A 22,869-nucleotide genomic window follows, 5' to 3' on the forward strand; every position below is an offset into this window, starting at 1 on the left:
ATTTGAAAACCCGACCTTTGTCGGGTTTTTTTTTAGTTAGCAGGATTTCACTTGAAAGACTCGAAATGCGATATAAGATAGGAAGGGTAGAAAGGGAGTGTACGATGGGAAGCAACCGATTCGCCAAAATTCCGTACCGGATCTATACGATGGTACTTGCTGTCGCCTGCCTCGTCGGTGTGTTGTTATTCGGTCTCGGATTAAGCTATTACTGGAAAGAGAAACACGTCAGCGTCGATCAGTCCGTGACGAACTTGAACCATGCATCCGACCTTGCCAGCGTCGAGTCTTACCTCGTCCTCCACCAGGCCGCGAAACTGTACGAACTGAACTCGGGTCAGCCGACGGCGTTGTTGTCCTCGCCTTACCGCGAACGCGCGCTCCAGTATAACACCCAGCTGCTCGACGATTTCGAGACCGGGGTCCACGAACGCGAACGGGACGCCCTCCTCTCTTTTTCTGAACGATTAGAAGAGACGCTCGACGGCGAGTTAAGCGAATTCGACAACGTCCCGTTTGACGTCATCGAATCGATTGACCGACGCTGGCTCTACCAAGGCTTAGAGCGGACCGCCCAAGCGAACACAGTCTACGAGTTGACCGACGCCGTCATGCGGATGCAGATGACGTTCGTCCAAAACGTGACGAACTTGCTGGCGGAGACGCCGGACCGAGAAAAATTAGAAGCCGAACTCGCCTCCATCGCCTCCGAAGCGCGTTTACTTGAAGAGATTATCGCAACGAATCCTGCTCTGCAATCGAAATCGATTGCTGATTTAACGGAGAGCGCCCTAGCTTTGGGACGACTGACTTCGAGCGGCTCGACGCTCGAGGCGCGTTACGTCAACGGGACCAAATTTTACGAAGACTCGCATGAAGCGCTCCAGACCATCCGCTCGTCGACCGAGTCATTGCTCCTGAAGGAACGAAACCGATATGGGACACTCGCCGTCCTCGTCTTGCTCGCGACACTGCTGCTTTCGACCGGGCTCTTGGCCGCGCTTTGCTGTACACGCAAAATGTATGCCCATGATTTAAGTCATTTGAAGGCCCGTGCGCTCGCCATCGACCCGAGCACCGAACCGGTCGAGGCGTCATTCCCGGCCAGTCATGACTTCCGCGGTATCGAGGACGAGCTCCGCGAGATCGCGGTGAGCGTCCATTCGACCGTCAACACGCTCGAGACGAAATCGAACGACCTGCTTCGCTATCACGAGCGTTGGTCGTCCCTGTTCTCAGAGACCGGTCTCGCCATCGCGTTGATTGATGACGCCTATAACTTTATCGAACGGAACGATGTGTTCGGCCAATTCTTCGGCGAACGGAACTTGTACGAGATCAATCAGCTGTTCACCAACACAGGCCGTCGCCTGTTTCAGGAAGCACTTGAAGGTGTGACCGAGCACGGGACGAGCGCCCAGTTCATTTTGCATTTAAAAGGAGAACATGCCCGTTTCTTGAACGCGAAAATCATCCCGCTCAAGCGCGGAGAGACACTCACGTACTATTTGATCCTCGAAGATGAGACCGAGCGCGTCGAGCGTGAACGGAAAGTCGATCGCCTCGTCCGATTCGACCTCGCCACCGAACTGTATAACGAGTACGGTTTTATGCGAGCGTGGGAAAAACAAGATATCGACGGAACGTTCCTCTTAATCAAGTTGAACGATTTCCACCATCTCGTCGATTGGTACGATACGATTTATGCTGACCTGCTCATGACCGAGTTTGCCCGTCACGTCGAGGACCGGCTCGAGAAGTATGCGCATCACTTGTTCGGCCGCTATCGGGACGACACGCTCATGCTGTACGTCAGAGGGTTCAACACGCTCGACGAACATGAACTGATGGAGCTGTTCCCGACCGAACTGTTGATCAATCAAAAACGACAGACCGTCCACGTTCAAATCGGGGCGGCACACACGACGCCGAACTATACAGATTGTTTGTTCGAGGCGACGCGAGCACTCCAACACGCCAAAGAGACGCGGACGCCGTTCGTCTGGTATGACGCGAGCATCCTCGCCCAGCTGCAGTGGGCCGCCTTGATCGAACAGGCGCTCCCCGAGGCGATCGAGCAAGGACACATCACCGTCGCCTACCAGCCACAAGTCGAATTGACAACTGGACGCGTCGTCGGGGCCGAGGCGCTCGCTCGTTGGCAGCATCCGGATATCGGTCACGTCCCGCCGAACGAGTTCATCCGGATTGCCGAACGGTCAGACCAGATTTTATGGTTATCTCACTCGATCCTCGACCAAGTCATCAACCAGCTCGTCGCTTGGCGCGATACGTCATTCTCCGGCGTCTCGTTGTCGTACAACTTGTCTGCCCACTCGGTCGACCCGTCGATTGTCACGAAGCTGCGTGATTTGATCGAGACGTATCCGTGGCTGCCGGACCGCTTGAAAATCGAATTGACCGAGTCGGCCGACATCATGTCACATGCGAACGAGCTCGATCGGCTCGAGGACATCGCCGACCTCGGCTACTGCTTGTCGATCGATGACTTCGGCACCGGCTACGCCTCGTTCGAAGCGATTTGGCACTTACCGATCCAAGAAGTGAAGATTGACCGGATGTATGTCAGCGGGAAAGCGAAAGACAGCACATCATTCCTCCGTGCCGTCTCACGCTTCGCGAGCGAGCAGGCGCTCACATCCCTCGCCGAAGGCATCGAGACGAAGGAAGACCTCGAACGGATGATTGCCGAAGGGGTCGAGCTCGGACAAGGCTACTACTACGCCCCGGCGCTCAAACCTGACGCGTTCGAGGCTTGGGTGAACGAAGAAAAAGGACGCCCTGAGTGAGCGTCCCGATCGGCTGACGTCTAGCGCGTCAGCCTTTTTTTCGTCTGATCACGTTCAGTACGAGCTTTAAGGCAATCAAGCCGAAGATGATCGGCAAGATGACCGGAAGCGTGCCACGCGGCAATAGACCGAACACGATGAACACCGTCATCCCGACCGCGAAAAACAGTTTGATGCCCCGGTCCGTCGTAAATTTGTCCCACTGCCAGACGAGCAAGAGCAGCGCGAGCGGCGGAAAAAAGAACGTCAGGAAAAAGAACGGCATGTTGCGCGCGTACCATGGACTCATCGAGTGATCACCTCCTCATATAATTGTTCCGTTGCTTCGTATGACTCCTGATTCAAGTAAATCGGCTGACCGCTCCAATCGATACGGATGACCGCTTCAATGCGACGGTCGATGAACAACAGCACATCTTCCCCACTCATCGTCCGGAAATGCCCCGTCAGACGAGAACCGATTGTGGCCCCGTTCGTTCGACGGTGGATTTGCGGTAAATACGACATCGTCACAGCTTCAATCTCGTCATATGGCACGGTCTGCCCGTAACTGCCCTCGATGACGATTGCCGTATCGGTCAGTGTCACCTCCGTCGGTTGGGAGAACCAAAGCAGGAGCCCCGGTACGACCGTGAGCAAGAGCACAGAGACGAGGACGATCGGGATGAGTTTCTTCTTACCGCCCGGGCGAAGCCGTCCCGTGTCGTCAAAAATATTCCCGTCATACTTTTGGGCGCGCCAAAGGATGATGACGATGAACAGGATGAGCACGATAACGAGCGGCTCGAGTGGGACGACGAGTCCGAATCGATCAATGAGCACGATGATGAGAAAGATGAACCCGATGCCGTAACACATGATACCAATCAACCGTGCGACCGGTTTGATGTCGACACGTGCCTTGTCTTCTTCGTTCATCGTGTTATAGCCCGAGATGAGAGAATGCCACTCTAACTTGTGGACGGCAAACCCGAGGACAAACATGAGCAGTGCTGCAAATATAAGAATCCACATGGACGAGTCCCTCCTATCTCTTTCATTCTACGAGAAAACCGACCGAAATGTTTCATCGGATCATCAGACGTGCGCGAACGAAAGGCGCATGCGTATACTAGCGGTAGAATATGCAAAAGGAGGTTAGTTTATGTATCGGAACGTTAACGACTTCAAACAGGATTGGACAAAATCATCGACCGGCACGCTCGACGTGCTCCGCGCCATGACCGATGACGCACTCGGCCAAAAAATCGTCCCCGACCATAACTCACTCGGTTGGATCGGTTGGCACGTCACGACCGCCCTCGGCTACTTCACGAACTTGCTCGGCTTCCGTCTTTCGGCTTTGAAGAGCCTGACCCAGCCCGATCAAGCGAGCACGATCGCCGACCAGTACGAGCGATACGCGCAAGAAATCTCAAGCGCCGCTGACGGTTTTACAGATGACTACTTGCTAGAAGAAGTCGACGTCCACGGGAAGATGACGCCGCGCGGCGCCGTCCTCCGCATGATGATCGACCATCAGACGCATCACCGCGGTCAGATGACGGTACTTTTACGCCAGGCCGGACAACACGTCCCCGGTGTCATGGGTCCGACAAAAGAACAGACGAACCGCTAACAGATCTGTCGCTGATGGGATTGAAGCGCATGATCGAGGAAGGCTACTATTTCACCGAACCGCTCGACGCCATCGCACTCATCACCTCGGGCATCGACCACATGTGACTGCTAAACTAAAAAGAGACGTTCGAGAACCGCCTACAGGAACAGGTCCTGCTCGCCGTTCTTCGGGAGCGAAACAAGCTATCGGATAATGTCTGACATGAAGAAAAGTACCCAAGCCGCGTCATAAGTCGACGCATATTGGGTACTTTTTTGTCTTGATGATGCAACATCGTATTCATATCTCATCAATGTGTTGATCGAGCACATTTAACATAATTAAGCGAGAATTCTCCCACCTCTAAGCGTCTGGGGCGAAGCCCAGCGTAGGTGGGAGATGAATCGCCCGTACATAAACCTCTTGGCCACCCCTGTGACAGATATGACGAACAGAAGTTCGTGATTCCGTCAGTTTTCCCTTCCCCCGCCGCGGGTATCGGATGAGGAAGACGTTCATCACGATCATCGGCCGGGAGGAGGCGGAGACATGCTGAAGGGCTACAAATACAGGCTCCACCCGACGGCGGCACAGGCCGATTTCCTGGTCCGGACGATCGGCTGTGCCCGCTTCGTCTACAACAAGCTGCTCGAGGACCGCATCGCCATCCACGAGGAGGCGAAGGCGAGCGGCGGGCCGAAGCGAAAACTGCCGACACCGGCCTCGTACAAGCCCCTGTTCCCGTTCCTCGCCGAGGCGGACAGCCTCGCGCTCGCCAACGCGAAGCTTCACCTCGACGCGGCGTTCGCGAAGTTCTTCGCCGGGACGGCCGGCTTTCCGGTGTTCAAGTCGAGACGGAAATCGCGCGCCTCCTACACGACGAACAACCAGCACGGCACGATCCGCATCGAAGGGGGCCACGTCCGGTTGCCGAAGGTCGGGTTCATCCGGTTCACACAGCACCGAATCTTCGACGGGGCCATCCGGTCGGCGACCGTGTCGATGACGAAGACGGGCAAGTTCTTCGTGTCGCTCCTCGTCGAGCAGGACGACGAGCCGTGGGTCCCGGCCGAGCACAAGATCGGGATCGACCTCGGCCTCGGGCACTTCGCCGTCATGACGAACGACGCGATGGTGACGGAGAAGGTCCCGAACCCGCGCAACCTGCGCGAGGCCGAGGCGCGGCTGAGACGGGCGCAGCGCGCGCTCTCCCGCAAGAAGCCCGGCAGCAGGAACCGCGAGAAGGCCCGGCTCCTATTGGCCAAGAAGCATGAAAAGGTACGGAACCGCCGGCACGACTTCCTCCACAAGCTGTCGCGACGCATCGTCGACGAGAACCAAGTCGTCGTGGTCGAGACGCTGAAGCCGAGGGAGATGATGCAGGACCGCCGCCTGGCGAAGTCGATCGGGGACGCCGGGTGGGGCGAGTTCGTCCGTCAGCTCGCCTACAAATGCAGGTTCCACGGCCGGACGCTCATCATGGCCGACCCGTGGTTCGCCTCGACCCAGGTCTGTTCGGCCTGCGGCGAGAACGGCGGCAGGAAGGGCCTGCACGTCCGCGAGTGGACGTGTGGCGCATGCGGCACGCACCATGACCGCGACGTCAACGCGAGCCTCAACCTGTTGCGCCTCGCCGACTGAAACACCCCAGGGCAGGGACTGCCCGACGAGCTTGGTCCACAACCGTGGCTGGTCAAAGCACGGTCTTCCCAAGAAGCTCCCACTTCAAGTTGCGAAGCAAATAAGTGGTGAGTAGTTCACATGTATACAGAAATCAATGAGGGTATGCTGACGAATCAATGTTTCTTTCTCCTCTAGATCTACGATGTACAGTTTAGCGTCTGTGATGACTTCTCGAATGTCCGCGTCATCGCTACAAATTAAGCCAGCGCTGATCAATCGTGCAGCAGCAAGGCTATGGATTTCACCCAAGTCACTCGTATGTTTGAGTGGCCGACCTTCTCTGATTTTCTTTTCATCCAGTTGTTGAAACGCAAGACGAACTTCTGTCAGATAAACTAGATAAAGGTCATAGAGTTCATCCGACGCAATCGACGCTTCCGATTCAGGATCGAATAGCACCCAAGTCCCTTCATTGATGAACGCGTCGACCTTTTCTCTAACCGAAGATGTCTTCAGTTCATTCAATACCTCAACATGGATAAGAACTTGTCCATACAGGCTGTTGATCCAATCAAAGACGTCGGCTTGTCGAAAACTTGCCGCATGGATGATGATGTTCGCATCGATGAACACCGGTTCATTAATCATGGGTGGCATCCTCTTGTAGACGACTGACCTCATCTTCTTGTAACGCTCGAGCCAGCTCGGGTCGATAGACGGAGAGCTTGCTCGCAGCGCTCAATCGTGTCAATCGTTCTTCTTCTACTGCTTTGACGACCACTTGTTCATAGGCTGGAAATGACTCGAAGCGTTGGGGTTGATCTAATGGGCTCGGAGCGATCCCGAGACGATTCCGTTCCTTGCGCCAATCGACTTCCTGTTCGCTCAAGTCAGAGAATCGATAATTGAGTTCTCGGAGTCGTCGGACGACCGAGACGTATGGCACTTGGGCCATATCGGCCAAATAGATGATGGCGGACTTCGTATCATAGCCGTCTTTAAGCTTCTCCCAGACTTCTTTTGTCGTACTCTTCGGCAACATGATCGCGGCTGCGAACCGGTCGGCCGCCCGCTCGTGATCGAACCCGTTGACTTGCCACTCGCTTGCTTCAGACAAATGCCATAGTTCATGGGCCGCTGTAAAGTAACGCATACGCAGCGGTTGGTAAGAATTCAGGGCGATGAACTCTTCTCCTGACATATGCTTGATGGCGACACCGTAATAAGAGTCGTCCTCGACATATTGAAAAATGAGGTTCGCGCGTTTGGCCAATACCTGTTCGATGTAAGCGCCAATGAAGACGTGACTATCAATGACTTGATCTAAGAAGTCGGCTGCGAACGCTTCTGCCGTGTCTTCAGCTATTCGTGTTGACGGCTTCATCTTTGCTCACTCTTGAGACCAACATAGTCTTCCACCGCAAATTTCAAACGTTCAAGTTCCATTTTGGCCCGTCGATTTGAGAGTGTCCCTCGCAACTCGACCGTCATGCGTTCTTCCCTCATTGAAGCATCAGTTGTCAATTCGTTGACCGATACGCCTAATGCCTTCGCGATAGAAACGATACGTTGCGGTTGGATGACACGGCTCTCATTCAACATATGACCGACCATTGCCTTGCTGACCCCGATTTCCTGAGCTAACCATTGATGCGACTTTTGATTATCTTGTAGCCTTGATTTTATATTGTTCACGATGATTGTATTTGATTTCATGATGCCACCTTCTTTCAAAATAATTATAACACCTCTTGTAGACGACTACAAAATTATAAAATAACGAACGATAATATCCCTCAATTGTTTTTAAAAAAAACTCTCTCCTCATCCTACGATGAAAAGAGAGTTCTATATGAATGGTCATTTCGATGACGGTGTGTTCGTCTTGCCCTGCATGCGGCCGACGCCTTCGTACTCGACGTCTTCTGGGTCGCGCGCATACTTCCATGCGTTGCGTGCGTCAATCAACCGTTTCGTCCGCATCCCGGCGAACGCTTCCGGTTTCAAGTTGACGAGTTCGTCCCATTCCGTGACAAGAATCGCCACGTCGGCTCCTTTGAGCGCCTCTTCTGGTGTCAACGCTTGACGGTACTCCCACTTCGCGAGCGGATCGTAGCCGACGACTTCGACTTCACGTAACCGTAAGTGATTGGCGAGTGTGATCGACGGTGCGTCACGCATATCGTCCGTCCCTGGTTTAAAGGCGAGACCGAGGAAAGCGACGCGCAGGTTCGGGCGGTGTTCGATCTTCGATGCGACATAGGCGATCTGTTCATCGTTCGCTTGAATCGCCGCACGGATGACCGGCAAGTCGAGTTCGTTCTCGGCCGCGACGTTCAAGAGCGCGTTCATATCTTTCGGGAAACACGAGCCGCCGTAACCGAGACCAGCGTTTAAGTAAGAACGTCCGATGCGCGGGTCAAGCCCCATCCCGTCGGCAATCGTCGCGATGTCGGCGCCAGCTTTATCCGCGAGGCGTGACAAGTCGTTCATGAAACTGATTTTTGTGGCTAAAAATGCGTTCGAGGCGTATTTGATCAGTTCGGCGTTGATCGGTGTCGTGCAAACAATCGGCACACCGAGACGGCCATAAATGCCGGCGAGTTCTTCGCTGATTTCAAGACTTCCGCTGCCGATGACGACGCGGTGCGGTTTAAGGACGTCGGCGAGCGCACGCCCTTCTTGTAAGAATTCTGGCATGACTGCGAACGTGTGGAATGGATACATGATGCTAAGTAAGTCGGTCGTTCCCGGTGGCACGGTGCTGCGGATGACGATTTTTTGCTTCGTGTTGATCTCAGACAAAGCGGCATCGACGAACGTCATGTCGCAGCTGCCATCTTCCTTGCTCGGCGTACCGACAGCCAAGAACAAGTAATCGACATCATTTGTGTCGGCGGTGTTATCCGTAAGTGTGATCGAGTCTGCATAGTCTTGGAGCACTTCTGCCATACCCGGCTCGTGAAACGGTGCGTGGCCGCTCATGAGGCGGCGCAGTCTCGGTTGGTCTTTCTCGACACCGATGACTTCATGTCCCGCTTTTGCAAGGCCACACAGGGTGGCTAATCCGACATACCCTAAGCCGATGATTCCAAATTTCACGCTAGTTCCTCCTTAAATAATCTATCTTCAACTGTAGCGAAAAGTCGTCTTAAAGGGAAGCCTCTAACACTCTCGCAATGTTGTCTGCTATAATTGGTCAAAATGATGCTAGAAAGGACTAACCGCATGGGCTTGCTCGCTTTCTTTTTGATCACGTTATTCATCTATTACTGGTTTCCGGTCCGGGGGGGACTGCGAACCTTGTTGCTCATCCTCGTCATGATCAGCGGATGGTTGTCCATCTTTGAAATTGTCGCGATTCTCGAAGCCCGTCCTTGGGTGGCCGCTCCGATTTTCCTCGTCCTCGGTCTTGTGATTTGGAAATGGCGGAAAAATCAACAGCTTGAAGACAAGAAGAGCGTTTGACGACAGTCGAACGCTTTTTTCTTTTTGCACTTATTCCACGAATCTGCCGAAACTCCTGCTTTTTCGATATGTATGACGCGTGAACATTCGCTGTGATAAATGTGGTTCAATATCTAGCTGTCGATTCGATTTCTTGAAAGTATGCTCGCGTTGTCGCTTCGTTTTCGAGTCGAAACAGGAATAGTCAAAGAGAGTCTAGGAAAAGAGGGGTGTCTATGACGATCATGACGTTCATCACGGCCGCATGCGTGGCGAGCACGCTCAGCCTCGTGTTCATCTGGTTCGCCGAACATCCGGTCGAGCCGATCAAACTACAAGTCTTCGCGACCGTCTTATATTTACTGTTCGTCGGCTCGAGCGTCTACTACTACAACTTGGAACAAGACAAGCTACACGTCAGCGCCGACTTAGCTGAGGTCGAGGCGAACTACGACGAATCCCTGCTCGCCCTCGAGGAACAACATGCCGACGCCCTCGCCTGGCAAGCGATTCAAATCGAGCGGGACGTGACCGAGAAACTCGAGGCACGCCTTGCCGTCCGCGAAGACACGATGAAAGACAACTTGTTTCAAAAAGTGTTCGATCTAGAAGAAGTCATCAAGACACAACGGACCGAGATTTACGCGCTCGAAGACGAATTGCGGGAAGCGCACGCCTTGAACGAGCAACTCGAAAGTGAACTAGCCGCCCTCCAAGACGACGCAGTCGCCACGGCCGACGAGACGGATGCGTTCTTCGAGGTGTACGGCTCCTGCACCGATTTGAACGCAGTCTACCCGGACGGTGTCCCACTCGAGCACGACGCCTATTTGCTGTCGTTCGACACCGATCTTGACGGCATCGCCTGCGGACAGAGCGACACCCAGTAGACGTGAGGGTGTCGCTTGTTCATTCTTTCGGCATCTCGACTTGGTCCCCCGCCTCAATCTCGCCAGACATGACCCGCTCCATCTCCTCTAAGCTGAACGCATCGAGCAACTTGATCCCGTCCACGTACACGGTCGGCACGTATTCGACGCCGAGGTCACGCGTATAGAGCCGTGCGTTTTGAATCCCCGCGTCGACTTGCGGCGCGAGCAGAGCTTCCGCGTCCACATCGAACGTTTCCGCGAGCCGTTGGACGTACGCCTCCGTACCAAAGTCCGAGACCGTCTCGGCGTCGAGCCCGATGTGGCGTTGCAACGCATAGTACCGTTCCGGCATCACTTGTTCCGCATTCGCATCGACACTAGCGAGCAGTTGCGACTGCTCATTCAACAAGACGAGCGGCTGTCCTTTGAACGTCGCCTCTCCCGTCTCGATCCACCGCGACTCGATTTCCGGCAAGACGCTCTCCATCCATTTTTTGCACCATGGGCAACTGTAGTCAAAGACGAAGACGATCTCGTGCGAACCATCGCCGAGCGCGACCTTATCTTCGAGCGGGAGCTCGTACCTCGTATATGTAAACTGCTCTCCCCGTTCATCCGACTCGCTTGTCCCGCAAGCCGCCAACATCGTCACACCTAATAGAATCAATAGTAAACGTTTCATGCTCATCCTCCATATGTTCATTTATTCACATATGTCTGTTATACCACGCCTCCTATGAAAACTCGAGTGACGTTCTGTTGACACTCCCCGGGCCAAACAAAAAGAAGCGCTTCGATTCTAATCAGAACCTTCACGCTTCGCGCTCCATAATCACATCGTTCCCCGCTTGTCCCGTCCCGACGAAGCCATGCTTTCTGTAAAATGAAATGGCGTGCTCATTCGTCTTCTCGACGTGAAGCCGGATCAACTGCTTATGTTGCTGCGCCGCTTCATCGAACAGTCTGACCAACAAGTCATGCCCGCTCCCTTTCGGCGCCTCCGGCAAGACACATATATGGCTGATGAAGGCGACGTCCGTATCAAAGTAGGCCGCGAGGAGGCCGATCAACCGGTCGTCGTCCCACAGTTCGAACGATGTCGCCCGGTCATGCAGCTTACGCGCATATTCGTGCAAGTCGATCCTCTCCGACAGTGCCGTCGGGAACAACGCATCACACGCCTCGAGGTGGGCCTCGTAGTCGGCGACCGACCCGCGGCCGAGCGTGATCATACGTCCTCCAAGACGGCGACACCGAAGCCGTCGCGTCCGAAGGCGTTGCCGTTATACAGCAAATACTGCCGCCCGTTCATCTCGAACACGTGCGGGTAACATTCCATTGCTGAATCCCACCCCGAGTCGCTCCGTTCAAAACCGAGCGAGGCGTCGTCGCGCGTCCACTGCATGAGGTCGTCGGAATAAGCGTAACCGAGCCGGTAGCCGCGCGTCGGGTCGTCCCGGAAGCCGAACGTGTCACGGAAACAGAACACCATGTGATAGCGGCCACCCGCCTCGAACACGGTCGGGAGCGCCTGGCTCTCGTCTTGAATCACATCATCGATGATGCGGCCGTGCCGGGTGAACGTGCGCCCGTCCTCGGACGTCGCGAGCGCGATCTTGTACGTCCGTTCGGCGACGCCGTCCGGGCCCGTCTTCCACGTCGTACCGTAAATGTAGTACATATACAGCTTGTCTTTCGTGAAGACGAACGGGTCCCCGACGAGGAACGGCTCATCGACACTCGCCGATAGCACCGGCCCGTCACCGAGCCGCTCGAACGTATGCCCGTCGTCATGACTGATCGACAGGCCGATCCCCGTCTCGACCGACACTGACTTGCGTCGGCTCCAGCCGCTCGTATATCCGTACAGGCCCGTGTCCGTCCGCGTGACGTGGAACGGGAAGATGCCGTGCTCATCGAACGTGCCCAGTTTTCCGAGCGGGATGACCGGGTCGTGCGATACGGCGATCACTTCGAACGACGGTGTCATATCGACGTAACGGATATGGCTCTTGAACGTCCCGTCCTCATCCGGCTCCCGGGTCGAGAAGTAGATGCGGACGAAGTCGTCGAAGACGAGTGCTTGCGGTGATTGAGCGAACGCTGAATAGTCCCCGAAAAAGCCGTGCGGCTTGGGATCGAAAATATGCCCGAGTTTCCGCCACTTCATATCGTTTCCTCCTTCCGCTCGGCGATGCCGAAACCGGCCCGTCCGACCTCGTTGCCGAGATAGAGCAGATAACGCTTCCCGCCGACGACGAACGTGTGTGGATAGGCGACCATCTCGTCGTCAAACCCGACGTCTGAGCGGGTGAAGCGCATGACGTCATCGTCGCGCGTCCAGTTCAACAAGTCCGGCGACGACGCATAGCCGAGCCGATACGTCCGTTCGGGATTCTTCCGGTAATCGGTCGCGTCGCGATAACAGAAGAACATATGGTACGACCCGTTCTCATAAAACACGTCTGGGCTCGCCTGTGCCTCGTCCGGGATGATGCTCTCGATCAAGTCGCGCTCTTGTTTCACCCAGTTCACGCCGTCGGCTGACGTGGCGAGACGGATCTTGTACACCGGTTCCGGTTTACCTTCGTGCATGAGCCACTCCCGGCCCGCGATGTAAAACAAGTACCACGTGTCTCCAAAGCGCCGGATTTTCGGCCCGCTCAAGACGAACGGTTCATCGAGCGTATACGACAAAACCGGTCCCGGTCCGATCCGCTCGAACGTCTTGCCACCGTCCCGACTCACTGCTTTGCCGATAGTGACGTTGAACGGGACCGACGTACAACGTGTCCAGCCGCCGTAGTAGGCGTGTACCTCGTCCCCGACGTCGATTGCCGAGAACGGATAGATGCCGAACTCGTCGAACGTGCCCCGCTCCCCGAGCGAAAGCGCTGGCTGTTCACTCACGCGCAAAATCGAGAAGTCTCGTTTATCGACGTCGACGTAAGCGCTATAGCTGACGTAGCGGCCATCGATCGGTTTCGGCCGGCAACTGAAATAGATGCGCAAATACGTATCGCGCTCGAGCACGGACGGCGCCTGTGCGAATGCATCCATCCAATCGATGTCGGTATCTCGTTCCGGACTGAACAGCAAGCGCCGGTTCGTCCATTCGTACGTCGTGTTCGTCGTGTTCGTCGTCTTCGTCGTCTCAGCCATTCCCCGTCACCCTTTCGCGTACATCTTGTCGTAGTAGTGTGCATAATCCCCGGAAACGATGTGGTCGACCCAGTCAGGATGCGTGACGTACCAGTCGACCGTCTCCCGCAAGCCTTGGTCGAACGTGTAGGCCGGACGCCATCCGAGCTCGGTCGTGATCTTCGTGTTGTCGATCGCGTAGCGGCGGTCATGCCCGGGACGATCGGCGACGAATGTGATCTGGGAGTCATCTTTACCGAGCAGTTCTAAAATTAAGCGGACGATCGTCACGTTCGCCTGTTCATTGTTGCCGCCGATGTTATACACGTCGCCGTCGCGTCCGCGCTCAGCGACCGTCCAAATCGCCACGCAATGGTCTTTGACGTGGAGCCAGTCACGGATCTGTTGACCGTCACCGTACACCGGGAGCGTCTCCCCGCGCTCGGCGCGTTGGATCATGAGCGGGATCAGCTTCTCAGGGAATTGGTATGGCCCGTAATTGTTGCTGCAACGCGTAATATTGACCGGGAGGCCGTACGTCTCGTGATAGGCCCGGACGATGAAGTCGGAGCTCGCTTTCGAGGCCGAGTACGGACTGTTCGGGGCGAGCGGGGTCGTCTCGGTGAAGAACCCGTCTGGCCCGAGCGTCCCGTACACCTCGTCGGTCGAGACGTGGACGAATTTGACGCCTTCCGAATAGTCACGTGAGTGTTTATCGTCAGGACGTAAATTCCAGTGCCGCTTCGCCGCGTCTAACAGTACTTGTGTCCCGAGTACGTTCGTCGTCAAGAACACGTCCGGTTCGACGATGCTCCGGTCGACGTGCGACTCGGCCGCGAAGTGGATGACGCGCGTCACGTCATACGTCGCAAACACGCGTTCGACCGTCTCGCGGTCCCGGATGTCACCTTTGACGAACACGTAACGCGGGTCGTCGATGTCTTGTAGCGTCTCGAGGTTACCGGCGTACGTGAGCGCGTCAAGGTTGACGATACGCCACTGCTCGTTTTCCAGAAGCATCTTTATGAAGTTTGATCCGATGAACCCGGCTCCGCCAGTTACGAGTAAAGTCTTCATGCTCGACACGCTCCTCTTCAAGAAGTGATAGGATATACTGCCCGTAATCCGTCATCTTTAACGTTTGGCCGATATCGCGGAGCTCGGTCGACGTGATGAACCCGCGGCGCCAGGCGATCTCCTCGAGACAGGCGATATAGTAACCTTGCCGCTCCTGCACCGTCTGGACGAACACCGACGCCTTGATCATCCCTTCCGGCGTCCCCGTATCGAGCCACGCCATCCCGCGTCGGAACAAGACGACGTTCAAATCACCGGCCTCGAGGTACATCTGGTTGATCGATGTGATCTCGAGCTCGCCGCGCGGGGACGGCTGGACTTGTTTGGCGTACTCGACGACACGGTTGTCATAGAAGTAGAGACCAGGCACGGCATAGTTCGACTTCGGCTGCGCCGGTTTCTCTTCGATCGAGATGACGCGGCGATTATCATCGAACTCGACGACACCGAACGCGCGTGGGTCCTTGACCGGATATCCGAACACGGTCGCCCCCGTCTCGCGTTGTTTCGCGTCACGTAAGAATTGCGTCAAATCCTGTCCATAAAAGACGTTATCACCGAGGATGAGGCAGACCGAGTCGTCGCCGATGAAGTCCGCACCGAGGATGAAGGCGTCGGCGAGACCGACTGGTTTGTCTTGCACTTTATACGTGATCGACAACCCGAGCTGATGTCCATCCCCGAACAACCGCTCATAGCCATTGATGTCTTTCGGTGTCGAGATGAGCAGAATGTCTTGGATCCCAGCGAGCATCAAGACCGACATCGGATAGTAGATGAGCGGCTTGTCGTAAATCGGGAGCAACTGTTTCGAGACGGCTTTCGTCATCGGATAGAGCCGTGTCCCATTACCGCCTGCTAAAATGATTCCTTTCATGTCCGGTTCCCTCCTTCAATAATCAAGTCGCAAATCCGGTCGACCATCTCGAGCGTCATGTCCGGATAGAGCGGCAGCGTCAAGATGCGGTCTGATACATATTTCGCGTTCGGCATGTGGGCGTCGAACGCGTAACAACTAAAATCGGTGACGAGCGGATAAAAGTACTTCCGGGCGAAGATGCCGTGCTCGGCGAGCCAAGCCATCATCTCGTCGCGGTGGCGCCGGTCACCTTTGAACAGCACCGGGTAGTAGGCGTAGTTCGAGACGGTGTCGTCGCCTCGGCGGTTCAAGCGAATCGTCGGGATTCCCCTGAGCCGTTCATCATAGCGTTCGACGATGGCGCGCCGTTTCATGACGTCGTGCTCGAACCGCGGCAAGTTACAGCGCCCCATCGCCGCCTGGAACTCGTTCATCTTGGCGTTGCCCCCGACCGATTCGACCGCTTCGGGTCCGGTGATGCCAAAGTTGACGGCCTGTTCGATGGCGGCGTGAAAACTCGCCTCATTGTAGGCGAGCGCACCGCCCTCGATCGTATGGAATACTTTCGTCGCATGGAAACTGAACATGCTCATGTCTCCATATGTGGCGATGCTCCGTCCTTGATACGTGACCCCGAACGCATGGGCCGCATCGTACAGTACTTTCAACCCGTGCCGTTTGGCGATGCGGTCAATCTCGTCGACGTGGCAGACGTTGCCGTACACGTGCACCGGAAGGATGGCCGACGTCTTGTCGGTGATGAGCGACTCGAGCTGTGAGACGTCTAGCGTATAGTCGAGCGGATTGATGTCACAAAAGACCGGTGTCAGTCCTTTTCGGACGAGCGCATGCGTCGTCGAGGCGAACGTGAACGGTGTCGTGATGACCTCGCCCGAGAGGCCGAGGACGTCGATCGCCGTCTCGAGCGCCAAATGTCCGTTCGTCAGGAGCGAGACGTGCTCTGTACCGAGCACTTCCGTCAATTCTTCTTCGAGTGCGCGGACGTGTTCGCCGCGATTGCTGAGCCAGCGGCTGTCCCAGAGCGGCCGGATCATCTCGACGTACGCCTCGAACTCAGGCATCGCCGGACGTGTCACGGGGATCGGCGGCGACAGATCGTGTTTCGGTAAGTTCATCTAGTCCCTCTCCTTCTATTAAGTCAAGTTAGCGTGTAGGCGTTCAGCAGCTCGCGGACTTTCGGTTTCGAGTTGAACATGAGCACATCGATGATCGACAAGTTCGGTGTGAACGGTTCATTGAATTGCCGGTATGTGACCGGGTCCATCTTAATGAAGTCGAGCGCGACCCCGGCTTCGGCGAACATCGCTTTATCGTATAAGGCCGTGCCCCCGATCGCGTTGATGTAATGGTCCGCATCTAAATGTTCACAGATGGATAAAACGAGATGCTCACATTTCGCATTTTTGTCGTTCGTGAGCTCCGACGAATAGAGGATTGATGTGTCGAGTCCCACATAGTCACGCACCTCACTCAAGAGACGCCCTAAGTACGCGGCGACGTTCCGCTCCTCGTCTTTCATGATCCGCTCGACCATCGGCATGACGTCCGCAAAGTGTGGCGCGTGCTGATAGGCGTGACGGATGAGACGTAACTGGGAGTGCCGCTGCTTCGAATCAAGCACACGGTCATGCTCATTGATCAAACGCAATTGGGACATGTGCTCGACCGGCATTAAAATCGGCTTCGTTTTACCCTCGAGCAGGATCGTGTTGCGATGGATCCAGCCCCCTTTAATGAACTGGACATCGTCAAGGATGACGAACGTGTCGACCGCGGCCATGAGTTGGAAGTAGCCGAGGTATGGAAAATAGTAAGGTTGCATGATTGCCAGTTTCAAGTTTACGACCCCCTTATATCAGTTGCCGCGACCGAAGCCGAATCAACAGTTCGGTGACGATCGGATGCCGCACCATCAAGTAAGGACGAATCCGCTCTTTCCCGACGAAACGGTCAAGGTAGCGATCGTATCGTGGTGACTTTAAAGCGGCATAGTCTCGTCTCAGCCGGTGCAGCCCGACCTCGAACGAGATGCGAGAAAGTTCCATCTCCTGATGATACTGTCCGTTTGAATACGCATCGAACGTATCGATAAAGCGGATGAACGCCTCGTGACGCGCGATATCCCGCTCGAGGTTCCCTTCGTTCCAGATCGTCGTCGCCGATCCTGCGACGCCATATCGATAGATGCTCATCACCTCGGGCATATAGTAAGCGTAGCCATGACTCGCGACGTACAGTTTCATCGCCCCGTCTTTTGCCGGCGCATCGCTCAACCAGTCCGGCCCGTCCAGGATCAGCCCGTTTCGGTACAACATCGACATCGTCGGGATGAACCCGAGCAGTTGCAGCTCACCGGCGTTGTACGTCCGTGCTTCAAACGACGCATACTTCCGGTTCTCAGGCATCCATGGAATGACGCGCCAATCCGTATGCAACGTGTCGTCCGTCTCGACGTAGGCGTCGTGGAAGCAAAGCGTGCAGTCGGGATTTGCTTCCATGTAGTCGACTTGCTTTTGCAGCTTGTGCGGGTCGGTCCAGTAGTCGTCACCGTCACAGAGGGCGACGTATTTGCCGCGGGCCCGCTCTTCGTTCAACAAGTTGACGAACACGCCTTTTGAGTACTGGTTCTCCGTCTGATAAATGACCCGGATCTTGTCGGGGTGAAGACGTTCGTAACTTCGGACGATCTCGGCCGTCCGGTCCGTCGACGCATCCTCATGGATCAGGATCTCGAAGTCGAAATCCGTCTCCTGCATGAGGAATCCTTCGATCGTCTGACCGATATACGCCTCATGGTTATAGGTGATGCAGTTGATACTGACCATGATCATCGCGTTTCCTCCTCACAGCACTTCGGTTTCAGCTCGGGCGACGGTGCCTGAGTACGTGTCGGGCTGGCCCGGGTCGAACGGTTCGTTCACCCACATGATGGTGACGAGGTCGGTCGTGCCGACGTTCTCGATATTGTGGACGTATCCAGGCGGGATCTCGACGACTTCGAGCGTTTCCCCGCTCACATGGAACGTCATGACTTCCGTGTCGTCGACCAACCGGAGCCGGATGACACCTTCTCCGCTGACGACGAGGAATTGCTCATGCTTTGTGTCGTGCCAATGTTCCCCTTTTTTGATGCCGGGCTTGGCGACGTTGACGGACACTTGCCCCCGGTCCGGCGTCTTCAAGAACTCGGTGAACGAGCCGCGCGCGTCGCGGTGCATCAGGAGCGGTGTCACCATCCGCTCTCTCGGCAAGTAACTCGTGTACGTGCTATACAGCTGTTTCGTGAACGCGTCCGACAAGTCCGGCACGCTGTGCGCCGCCCGCATCGTCTCGAACGCCTCGAGCGTACGGACGACGTCGAGCAGGGAGATCTCATGCGACGGAACCGTCGGATAGAGCGCGACGTCCGTCGTCAACGTGTCAAGAAACGAGGCGACGACATCATCGACGTGGGCGAGTGTGAGCAACCGCTCAGGGTCGTTCACCGTGACCGTCTCGCCGCGCGAGATCTGATGACAGAACGTCGTGACGGCGCTGTTATAAAACGGGCGCCCCCACTTCCCGAACACGTTCGGCAAGCGGAACAAGTGGACCCGTGTCCCAGAGCGTTCGCTGTAGACGACGAGCACGTTTTCCGCGTCACGCTTGCTGCGGCCGTAGTCGTTGTCTTGCGTCGCCTGGATCGACGAGGCGAACACGATCGGAACCGGGTTGTATGACAACAGCTCCGTCGCGATGACCTCGGTCAAATCGACGTTACCGGTGATGAATTCGTGCGGGTCTTCCGGCCTGTTGACGCCGGCGAGATGGAAGACGAAGTCGGCCGCTCGGAGCATCCGGCTCCGTTCAGCGAAGTGTGTCTCCTGCGTGACTTTAAGGACGTTGTGCCCTTCCTGTTCAAGTGCGTGCGTGAGGTGTTTTCCTAAAAAGCCGCTTGCTCCGGTGACGACGATATCCATGACAATCCCTCCTTCCGTTGAGTAGCCGGCGTGACGTGAAGCGTCACCCATTTGTCCGGATGATCGAGCAGCCGGAGCATCGTCGGCACGTCTTCAAACCGAAGGATGAGACTGCCGAGTGCTTTGTTCGCCCCTTCGAAGCGCGGGATATCCGAACCGATCGCGTAGGCCAAATTCGATTTGACGATCGTGTACCCTTTGGATGCGAACGTGAGTCCGATAAAACGGCCTGGTACTTGGCTGCCGAGCATGAAGTAACTCGACGGCGTCGTGACACGTTTCATTTCCAGTTCGACCGGTCGTCCGAGCGCGAGGTCGATCGTCGCGCTCACCATGTCGACGCCGGTCGCCTGTTCGATGATCTGCGGGATATAGTTGCCGCCGTTACGGGGGCCGATGTCCATCAAGTAGACGTCACCTTTACTGACGAAAATGTCGAAGTTGAGCGGACCGTTCTTCAGCCCGACTTTCGTGATCATGCATTGAAGCGTGGTGTGGACTTTCGCTTGGACGCGGTCCGGTTGGACGCTCGGGAAGCTCGCAGCGATGGGCGCGAACGGGTTGACGCCTTTCACGTTGAAATGGCTGTTACCGAAACAACGAAAGACGAGTTTCCCGTCGACGACGAACCCGTCTCCGGCGACTTGATAGCCGTCACGTTTGACGAACTGTTCGACGACGATTTCCCCGCCCGGTGACACCTCGAAGGCGGCGGCTAGCTTTTCGCGAATCCTCCTGGGCGTATCCGACGAGGTGATGCGGCTAATCCCTTTGCTCCCCGACGAGTCGGCTGGTTTGACGACGTACGTCCCACGCAGCGTCGACAGTGCCAAAACGGCCGTTTCGAATTCGGTGAAGGCGTATGCCTCAGGTGTCGGGAAGCCGTTCGCTTTCAAGAAGGCGCGGAACTTGACTTTATTCGTCAACGTCTCGACCGTCTGGAACGGGTTCGTGACGAGTCCGAGCGCTTCGCCGACGTAAGCCGCCGTGCGAGCGGCCGGGTCTGACGCGTAAGCGATGATCCCGTCAATCTGTTCCTCGCGTGCCACTTCGAGCACGCGTTCGCGGTCGAGTGTACTGACGCAGTAATAACGGTCAGCGACGTTTCGCCCCGGATTGTCCGGCAAGAAATCGCACAGGATCGTGAAGATCCCTTTCTCTTTCGCCTTTAAAATGACGGGCGTTTGATGCATCGCTCCTCCTAACAGCATGAGCTTCACCATGTCGTTGGTCTCCTTTGGCGTCAAATGATGTTTGCTTGCGTGAACAGTTGGCGATACGTCGCCGCGGTCGCACGGTTGCGACGATTCTCGACGCTTTGTTTTGACAGGGCGCCATGCGTCGCGAGCCGTTCCGGTGCTTCCAGGTAGTTCCGGAGTGACGCCTCGAGCGACGTAGCGGTCGGCTCACATTTGAAACAGTTCTCCCCTTCCGTCAAATGCCCCGAGACGTTGTCGACTTGACGGCTGACGATGACGCCCATCCCGGACGCGCACGCCTCGATGATCGTCAAGTTGCCGTTCGAATAGGTCGCCGGCAAGACTAAGATGTCCGAGTCACGATAGACGAGATGCATATTGTCCCAGGCGTCGATTTCATCCAAGAACGTCACACCTTCGAGGTCATGCTCCTTGATGTAGTCACGACACGCCTCGTACAAGTGTCCGTCCCGGTTCAGCGCGAGCGACAGGTTCGGATAGTCTCGTTTCAAGGCCCGGTACGCTTCTAGGGCGACAAGCGGTTGGTAGCGGTCGATGAGCCGGTTCGCGAACAAGATCCGGACCGGGTCACCTCGGCGCTTCACGCGGAGCGGATGGTCGAAATAGGCGTCGATATCGATCGGGTACGGGGCGTTGACGACTTGTTCTTCCATGAATCCGAACTCGCGGACGAATTGGTCGCGGGCGACTTGTCCCATTCCGAAGATCAGGTCGGCGTCACGGAACATCGTGTGGATGATCCGCGTCTTCCACTTCGCGTTCGCTTGTTCGAGCAGCTTGTCCGAGGCGTTATCCTCACCCGACACGTCGCGGATCGGCTCGCTCAAGACGACGACTTTACTGCCTTTCCGTTTCGCGAGCTTCAAGATGAGCGAGTGCAGCGGTGTGAAGCCGGCGACGAGAATGATGTCCGGTTTGAAGCGGGCAAGTTCTTGGAACACCTGGAGTGACACATAGTTCAATGGTCCGGCGAAGTAGTTGCTTTTGAGCACTTTACAGCGGTCGCCGAGCGGGACTTTCCACCAGTCGGGACGTCGGGCGGTCAATTGGTCATAAAACCAAAACTCGGTATCGAAATGTTCTTGGAGCGCGTAGCAGAACTTGACTTGATACGGGGCGGCGATGTTCGTGATGAAGACGAGTCGTTGTTTCATCAGATTCACCTCACCCGATCCGCTTCGTCGAGCTCGGCACGTGCCAAGCTGCGAGTTCTGCTTGAATGTAGGGCAGCGTCAACAGCAGCCGTTTCACGTCTTCGACGCCGAGCTGTTCGGTGTTGTTCGAGTTGTACTCGCCTTGGACCGTCAGCTCCCTGCTGCCTTCACTGAAATATTTATCGTAGTTGAGGTCACGGTTGTCAGCCGGGACGCGGAAGAAACCACCCATATCTTCGGCGAGGACGTGTTCTTCACGTGTCATGAGCGTCTCGAACGTCTTCTCGCCATGCCGGGTACCGATGACTTTGACCGGATTGTCGACTTGGAACAATTGTTTGAGCGCCTCGGCGAGATCACCAATCGTCGAAGCCGGTGACTTTTGGACCATGATGTCGCCCGCGTGCGCATAATTGAAGGCGAAGACGACGAGCTCGACCGCGTCACTGAGACTCATCAAGAACCGGGTCATGAGCGGGTCGGTCACGGTGAGCGGTTCCCCGTTTTTGATCTGTTCGACGAAGAGCGGGATGACCGAGCCGCGGGACGCCATGACGTTACCGTAACGGGTGCCGCAGATGAGCGTCTTGTCCGGACCGACGGCGCGTGCCTTGGCGACGAACACTTTTTCCATCATCGCTTTCGAGATGCCCATCGCGTTGATCGGATAGGCCGCCTTGTCGGTCGACAGGCAGATCACTTTCGCGACACCGGCATCGACGGCAGCGTTCAAGACGTTCTCGGTGCCGAGGATGTTCGTCTTGACGGCTTCGATCGGGAAAAATTCGCACGATGGGACTTGTTTGAGCGCCGCGGCGTGGAACACGTAATCGACGCCGTACATCGCGTTCTTGACGCTATTCGAATCGCGCACGTCACCGATGTAAAATTTCAGTTTGTCATCGTTGTAGCGTTTGCGGATGTCTTCTTGTTTTTTCTCGTCACGTGAGAAGATACGGATCTCTTTAATGTCCGTATGGAGAAACCGTTCCATGACGGCGTTGCCGAACGAGCCGGTCCCGCCGGTGATGAGCAAAGTCTTATTCGAAAACATGATCGAGTCTCCTTTCTGAGGTGCATTGTCTG

At 55.9% G+C, this 22,869-nt stretch carries 24 protein-coding genes; 5 read left to right on the top strand and 19 right to left on the bottom strand.

All coding sequences use genetic code 11. The annotated features are described in order from the left end of the window. Positions 1-104: 104 nt before the first annotated feature. Positions 105-2,810, top strand: a complete 2,706-nt coding sequence (locus tag EVJ28_RS06720; protein WP_131488398.1) for an EAL domain-containing protein — start codon at positions 105-107, stop codon at positions 2,808-2,810. Between the two features lie 28 nt (positions 2,811-2,838). Here the strand turns inward: EVJ28_RS06720 and EVJ28_RS06725 are convergent, their stop codons facing one another. Together EVJ28_RS06725 and EVJ28_RS06730 are read right to left on the bottom strand one after the other, a co-directional pair. Further along, positions 2,839-3,099: a hypothetical protein gene (locus EVJ28_RS06725; protein ID WP_070328468.1), complete on the bottom strand. Its 261-nt coding sequence runs from the start codon at positions 3,097-3,099 to the stop codon at positions 2,839-2,841. Next, complete coding sequence (locus EVJ28_RS06730) at positions 3,096-3,824, bottom strand: DUF3784 domain-containing protein (RefSeq protein ID WP_131488400.1); 729 nt, start codon at positions 3,822-3,824, stop codon at positions 3,096-3,098. Before EVJ28_RS06730 ends, EVJ28_RS06725 begins: the two co-directional genes overlap by 4 nt. Before the next feature lie 130 nt (positions 3,825-3,954). On the opposite strand from EVJ28_RS06730, the gene EVJ28_RS06735 reads away from it, so the two are divergent. Together EVJ28_RS06735 and EVJ28_RS06740 are read left to right on the top strand one after the other, a co-directional pair. After that, a complete protein-coding gene (locus EVJ28_RS06735; RefSeq protein WP_131488401.1) occupies positions 3,955-4,428 on the top strand; it encodes a DinB family protein in 474 nt (157 codons plus the stop codon). 531 nt (positions 4,429-4,959) lie between these two features. Further along, positions 4,960-6,051 carry an RNA-guided endonuclease TnpB family protein gene (locus EVJ28_RS06740; RefSeq protein ID WP_131488403.1) on the top strand — a complete coding sequence of 364 codons (1,092 nt, stop codon included), beginning with the start codon at positions 4,960-4,962 and terminating at the stop codon, positions 6,049-6,051. Positions 6,052-6,135: 84 nt separating this feature from the next. On the opposite strand, the gene EVJ28_RS06745 is transcribed toward EVJ28_RS06740, so the two are convergent. The 4 genes from EVJ28_RS06745 to EVJ28_RS06760 form a co-directional block, all read right to left on the bottom strand. Beyond that, positions 6,136-6,681 (bottom strand): hypothetical protein, encoded by a 546-nt coding sequence (locus EVJ28_RS06745; RefSeq protein WP_131488405.1) that lies wholly within the window; start codon positions 6,679-6,681, stop codon positions 6,136-6,138. Beyond that, positions 6,674-7,417 carry an ImmA/IrrE family metallo-endopeptidase gene (locus EVJ28_RS06750; protein WP_131488407.1) on the bottom strand — a complete coding sequence of 248 codons (744 nt, stop codon included), beginning with the start codon at positions 7,415-7,417 and terminating at the stop codon, positions 6,674-6,676. The genes EVJ28_RS06745 and EVJ28_RS06750 overlap by 8 nt, the downstream gene beginning before the upstream one ends. Next, entirely contained in the window at positions 7,414-7,749 is a 336-nt protein-coding gene (locus EVJ28_RS06755) for a helix-turn-helix domain-containing protein (RefSeq protein WP_131488409.1), read from the bottom strand. Before EVJ28_RS06755 ends, EVJ28_RS06750 begins: the two co-directional genes overlap by 4 nt. Before the next feature lie 144 nt (positions 7,750-7,893). Further along, positions 7,894-9,135, bottom strand: a complete 1,242-nt coding sequence (locus tag EVJ28_RS06760; RefSeq protein ID WP_131456397.1) for a UDP-glucose dehydrogenase family protein — start codon at positions 9,133-9,135, stop codon at positions 7,894-7,896. Between the two features lie 105 nt (positions 9,136-9,240). On the opposite strand from EVJ28_RS06760, the gene EVJ28_RS06765 reads away from it, so the two are divergent. Then, positions 9,241-9,501, top strand: a complete 261-nt coding sequence (locus EVJ28_RS06765; protein ID WP_131464287.1) for a hypothetical protein — start codon at positions 9,241-9,243, stop codon at positions 9,499-9,501. Positions 9,502-9,716: 215 nt separating this feature from the next. Further along, a complete protein-coding gene (locus EVJ28_RS06770) occupies positions 9,717-10,370 on the top strand; it encodes an excalibur calcium-binding domain-containing protein (RefSeq protein WP_131468744.1) in 654 nt (217 codons plus the stop codon). A gap of 19 nt (positions 10,371-10,389) precedes the next feature. Here EVJ28_RS06770 and EVJ28_RS06775 read toward each other — a convergent pair whose 3' ends face one another. The 13 genes from EVJ28_RS06775 to EVJ28_RS06835 all read right to left on the bottom strand — a co-directional run bounded on the left by EVJ28_RS06775 (position 10,390) and on the right by EVJ28_RS06835 (position 22,837). Beyond that, positions 10,390-11,034 (bottom strand): thioredoxin domain-containing protein, encoded by a 645-nt coding sequence (locus EVJ28_RS06775; protein ID WP_161566956.1) that lies wholly within the window; start codon positions 11,032-11,034, stop codon positions 10,390-10,392. A 130-nt stretch (positions 11,035-11,164) separates the two neighbouring features. Beyond that, positions 11,165-11,584, bottom strand: coding sequence for a GNAT family N-acetyltransferase (locus EVJ28_RS06780; protein ID WP_131456391.1), 420 nt, complete (start codon positions 11,582-11,584; stop codon positions 11,165-11,167). Further along, positions 11,581-12,522, bottom strand: coding sequence for a glycoside hydrolase family protein (locus tag EVJ28_RS06785; protein ID WP_131488413.1), 942 nt, complete (start codon positions 12,520-12,522; stop codon positions 11,581-11,583). Before EVJ28_RS06785 ends, EVJ28_RS06780 begins: the two co-directional genes overlap by 4 nt. Then, complete coding sequence (locus tag EVJ28_RS06790; protein WP_131488415.1) at positions 12,519-13,514, bottom strand: glycoside hydrolase family protein; 996 nt, start codon at positions 13,512-13,514, stop codon at positions 12,519-12,521. Before EVJ28_RS06790 ends, EVJ28_RS06785 begins: the two co-directional genes overlap by 4 nt. A gap of 6 nt (positions 13,515-13,520) precedes the next feature. After that, on the bottom strand, positions 13,521-14,570 hold the full coding sequence (gene rfbB / locus EVJ28_RS06795; protein ID WP_131468736.1) for a dTDP-glucose 4,6-dehydratase: 1,050 nt from the start codon (positions 14,568-14,570) through the stop codon (positions 13,521-13,523). Further along, positions 14,473-15,447 (bottom strand): glucose-1-phosphate thymidylyltransferase RfbA, encoded by a 975-nt coding sequence (gene rfbA, locus EVJ28_RS06800; protein WP_070328455.1) that lies wholly within the window; start codon positions 15,445-15,447, stop codon positions 14,473-14,475. The genes rfbB and rfbA overlap by 98 nt, the downstream gene beginning before the upstream one ends. After that, positions 15,444-16,565 (bottom strand): DegT/DnrJ/EryC1/StrS family aminotransferase, encoded by a 1,122-nt coding sequence (locus tag EVJ28_RS06805; protein ID WP_131456383.1) that lies wholly within the window; start codon positions 16,563-16,565, stop codon positions 15,444-15,446. Before EVJ28_RS06805 ends, rfbA begins: the two co-directional genes overlap by 4 nt. Positions 16,566-16,588: 23 nt before the next feature. Beyond that, complete coding sequence (locus EVJ28_RS06810) at positions 16,589-17,287, bottom strand: WbqC family protein (protein WP_236634075.1); 699 nt, start codon at positions 17,285-17,287, stop codon at positions 16,589-16,591. A 13-nt stretch (positions 17,288-17,300) separates the two neighbouring features. Further along, on the bottom strand, positions 17,301-18,281 hold the full coding sequence (locus EVJ28_RS06815; RefSeq protein ID WP_131488417.1) for a glycosyltransferase family 2 protein: 981 nt from the start codon (positions 18,279-18,281) through the stop codon (positions 17,301-17,303). Positions 18,282-18,293: 12 nt separating this feature from the next. After that, positions 18,294-19,409: a polysaccharide biosynthesis C-terminal domain-containing protein gene (locus EVJ28_RS06820; RefSeq protein WP_131488419.1), complete on the bottom strand. Its 1,116-nt coding sequence runs from the start codon at positions 19,407-19,409 to the stop codon at positions 18,294-18,296. Continuing rightward, complete coding sequence (locus EVJ28_RS06825; RefSeq protein WP_131488421.1) at positions 19,373-20,632, bottom strand: ATP-grasp domain-containing protein; 1,260 nt, start codon at positions 20,630-20,632, stop codon at positions 19,373-19,375. The genes EVJ28_RS06820 and EVJ28_RS06825 overlap by 37 nt, the downstream gene beginning before the upstream one ends. Positions 20,633-20,652: 20 nt before the next feature. After that, positions 20,653-21,783: a glycosyltransferase family 4 protein gene (locus EVJ28_RS06830; RefSeq protein ID WP_131470156.1), complete on the bottom strand. Its 1,131-nt coding sequence runs from the start codon at positions 21,781-21,783 to the stop codon at positions 20,653-20,655. A gap of 10 nt (positions 21,784-21,793) precedes the next feature. Continuing rightward, on the bottom strand, positions 21,794-22,837 hold the full coding sequence (locus EVJ28_RS06835) for a polysaccharide biosynthesis protein (protein ID WP_131438962.1): 1,044 nt from the start codon (positions 22,835-22,837) through the stop codon (positions 21,794-21,796). Positions 22,838-22,869: the final 32 nt, after the last annotated feature.

The organism is Exiguobacterium sp. SH3S3, assembly GCF_004337115.1.
Classification (GTDB): domain Bacteria; phylum Bacillota; class Bacilli; order Exiguobacteriales; family Exiguobacteriaceae; genus Exiguobacterium; species Exiguobacterium aurantiacum_A.

Excerpts from the sequence above, each read along its gene's own strand:
- EVJ28_RS06785 (WP_131488413.1), bottom strand. The coding sequence starts at position 12,522 with ATGAAGTGGCGGAAACTCGGGCATATTTTCGATCCCAAGCCGCACGGC.
- EVJ28_RS06735 (WP_131488401.1), top strand. The coding sequence starts at position 3,955 with ATGTATCGGAACGTTAACGACTTCAAACAGGATTGGACAAAATCATCG.
- EVJ28_RS06805 (WP_131456383.1), bottom strand. The coding sequence starts at position 16,565 with ATGAACTTACCGAAACACGATCTGTCGCCGCCGATCCCCGTGACACGT.
- rfbB (WP_131468736.1), bottom strand. The coding sequence starts at position 14,570 with ATGAAGACTTTACTCGTAACTGGCGGAGCCGGGTTCATCGGATCAAAC.
- EVJ28_RS06725 (WP_070328468.1), bottom strand. The coding sequence starts at position 3,099 with ATGAGTCCATGGTACGCGCGCAACATGCCGTTCTTTTTCCTGACGTTC.
- EVJ28_RS06755 (WP_131488409.1), bottom strand. The coding sequence starts at position 7,749 with ATGAAATCAAATACAATCATCGTGAACAATATAAAATCAAGGCTACAA.
- EVJ28_RS06820 (WP_131488419.1), bottom strand. The coding sequence starts at position 19,409 with ATGGATATCGTCGTCACCGGAGCAAGCGGCTTTTTAGGAAAACACCTC.
- EVJ28_RS06740 (WP_131488403.1), top strand. The coding sequence starts at position 4,960 with ATGCTGAAGGGCTACAAATACAGGCTCCACCCGACGGCGGCACAGGCC.
- EVJ28_RS06750 (WP_131488407.1), bottom strand. The coding sequence starts at position 7,417 with ATGAAGCCGTCAACACGAATAGCTGAAGACACGGCAGAAGCGTTCGCA.
- EVJ28_RS06765 (WP_131464287.1), top strand. The coding sequence starts at position 9,241 with ATGCTAGAAAGGACTAACCGCATGGGCTTGCTCGCTTTCTTTTTGATC.
- EVJ28_RS06730 (WP_131488400.1), bottom strand. The coding sequence starts at position 3,824 with ATGTGGATTCTTATATTTGCAGCACTGCTCATGTTTGTCCTCGGGTTT.
- EVJ28_RS06775 (WP_161566956.1), bottom strand. The coding sequence starts at position 11,034 with ATGAAACGTTTACTATTGATTCTATTAGGTGTGACGATGTTGGCGGCT.
- EVJ28_RS06815 (WP_131488417.1), bottom strand. The coding sequence starts at position 18,281 with ATGATCATGGTCAGTATCAACTGCATCACCTATAACCATGAGGCGTAT.
- EVJ28_RS06780 (WP_131456391.1), bottom strand. The coding sequence starts at position 11,584 with ATGATCACGCTCGGCCGCGGGTCGGTCGCCGACTACGAGGCCCACCTC.
- rfbA (WP_070328455.1), bottom strand. The coding sequence starts at position 15,447 with ATGAAAGGAATCATTTTAGCAGGCGGTAATGGGACACGGCTCTATCCG.
- EVJ28_RS06745 (WP_131488405.1), bottom strand. The coding sequence starts at position 6,681 with ATGATTAATGAACCGGTGTTCATCGATGCGAACATCATCATCCATGCG.
- EVJ28_RS06835 (WP_131438962.1), bottom strand. The coding sequence starts at position 22,837 with ATGTTTTCGAATAAGACTTTGCTCATCACCGGCGGGACCGGCTCGTTC.
- EVJ28_RS06830 (WP_131470156.1), bottom strand. The coding sequence starts at position 21,783 with ATGAAACAACGACTCGTCTTCATCACGAACATCGCCGCCCCGTATCAA.
- EVJ28_RS06770 (WP_131468744.1), top strand. The coding sequence starts at position 9,717 with ATGACGATCATGACGTTCATCACGGCCGCATGCGTGGCGAGCACGCTC.
- EVJ28_RS06825 (WP_131488421.1), bottom strand. The coding sequence starts at position 20,632 with ATGGTGAAGCTCATGCTGTTAGGAGGAGCGATGCATCAAACGCCCGTC.
- EVJ28_RS06720 (WP_131488398.1), top strand. The coding sequence starts at position 105 with ATGGGAAGCAACCGATTCGCCAAAATTCCGTACCGGATCTATACGATG.
- EVJ28_RS06790 (WP_131488415.1), bottom strand. The coding sequence starts at position 13,514 with ATGGCTGAGACGACGAAGACGACGAACACGACGAACACGACGTACGAA.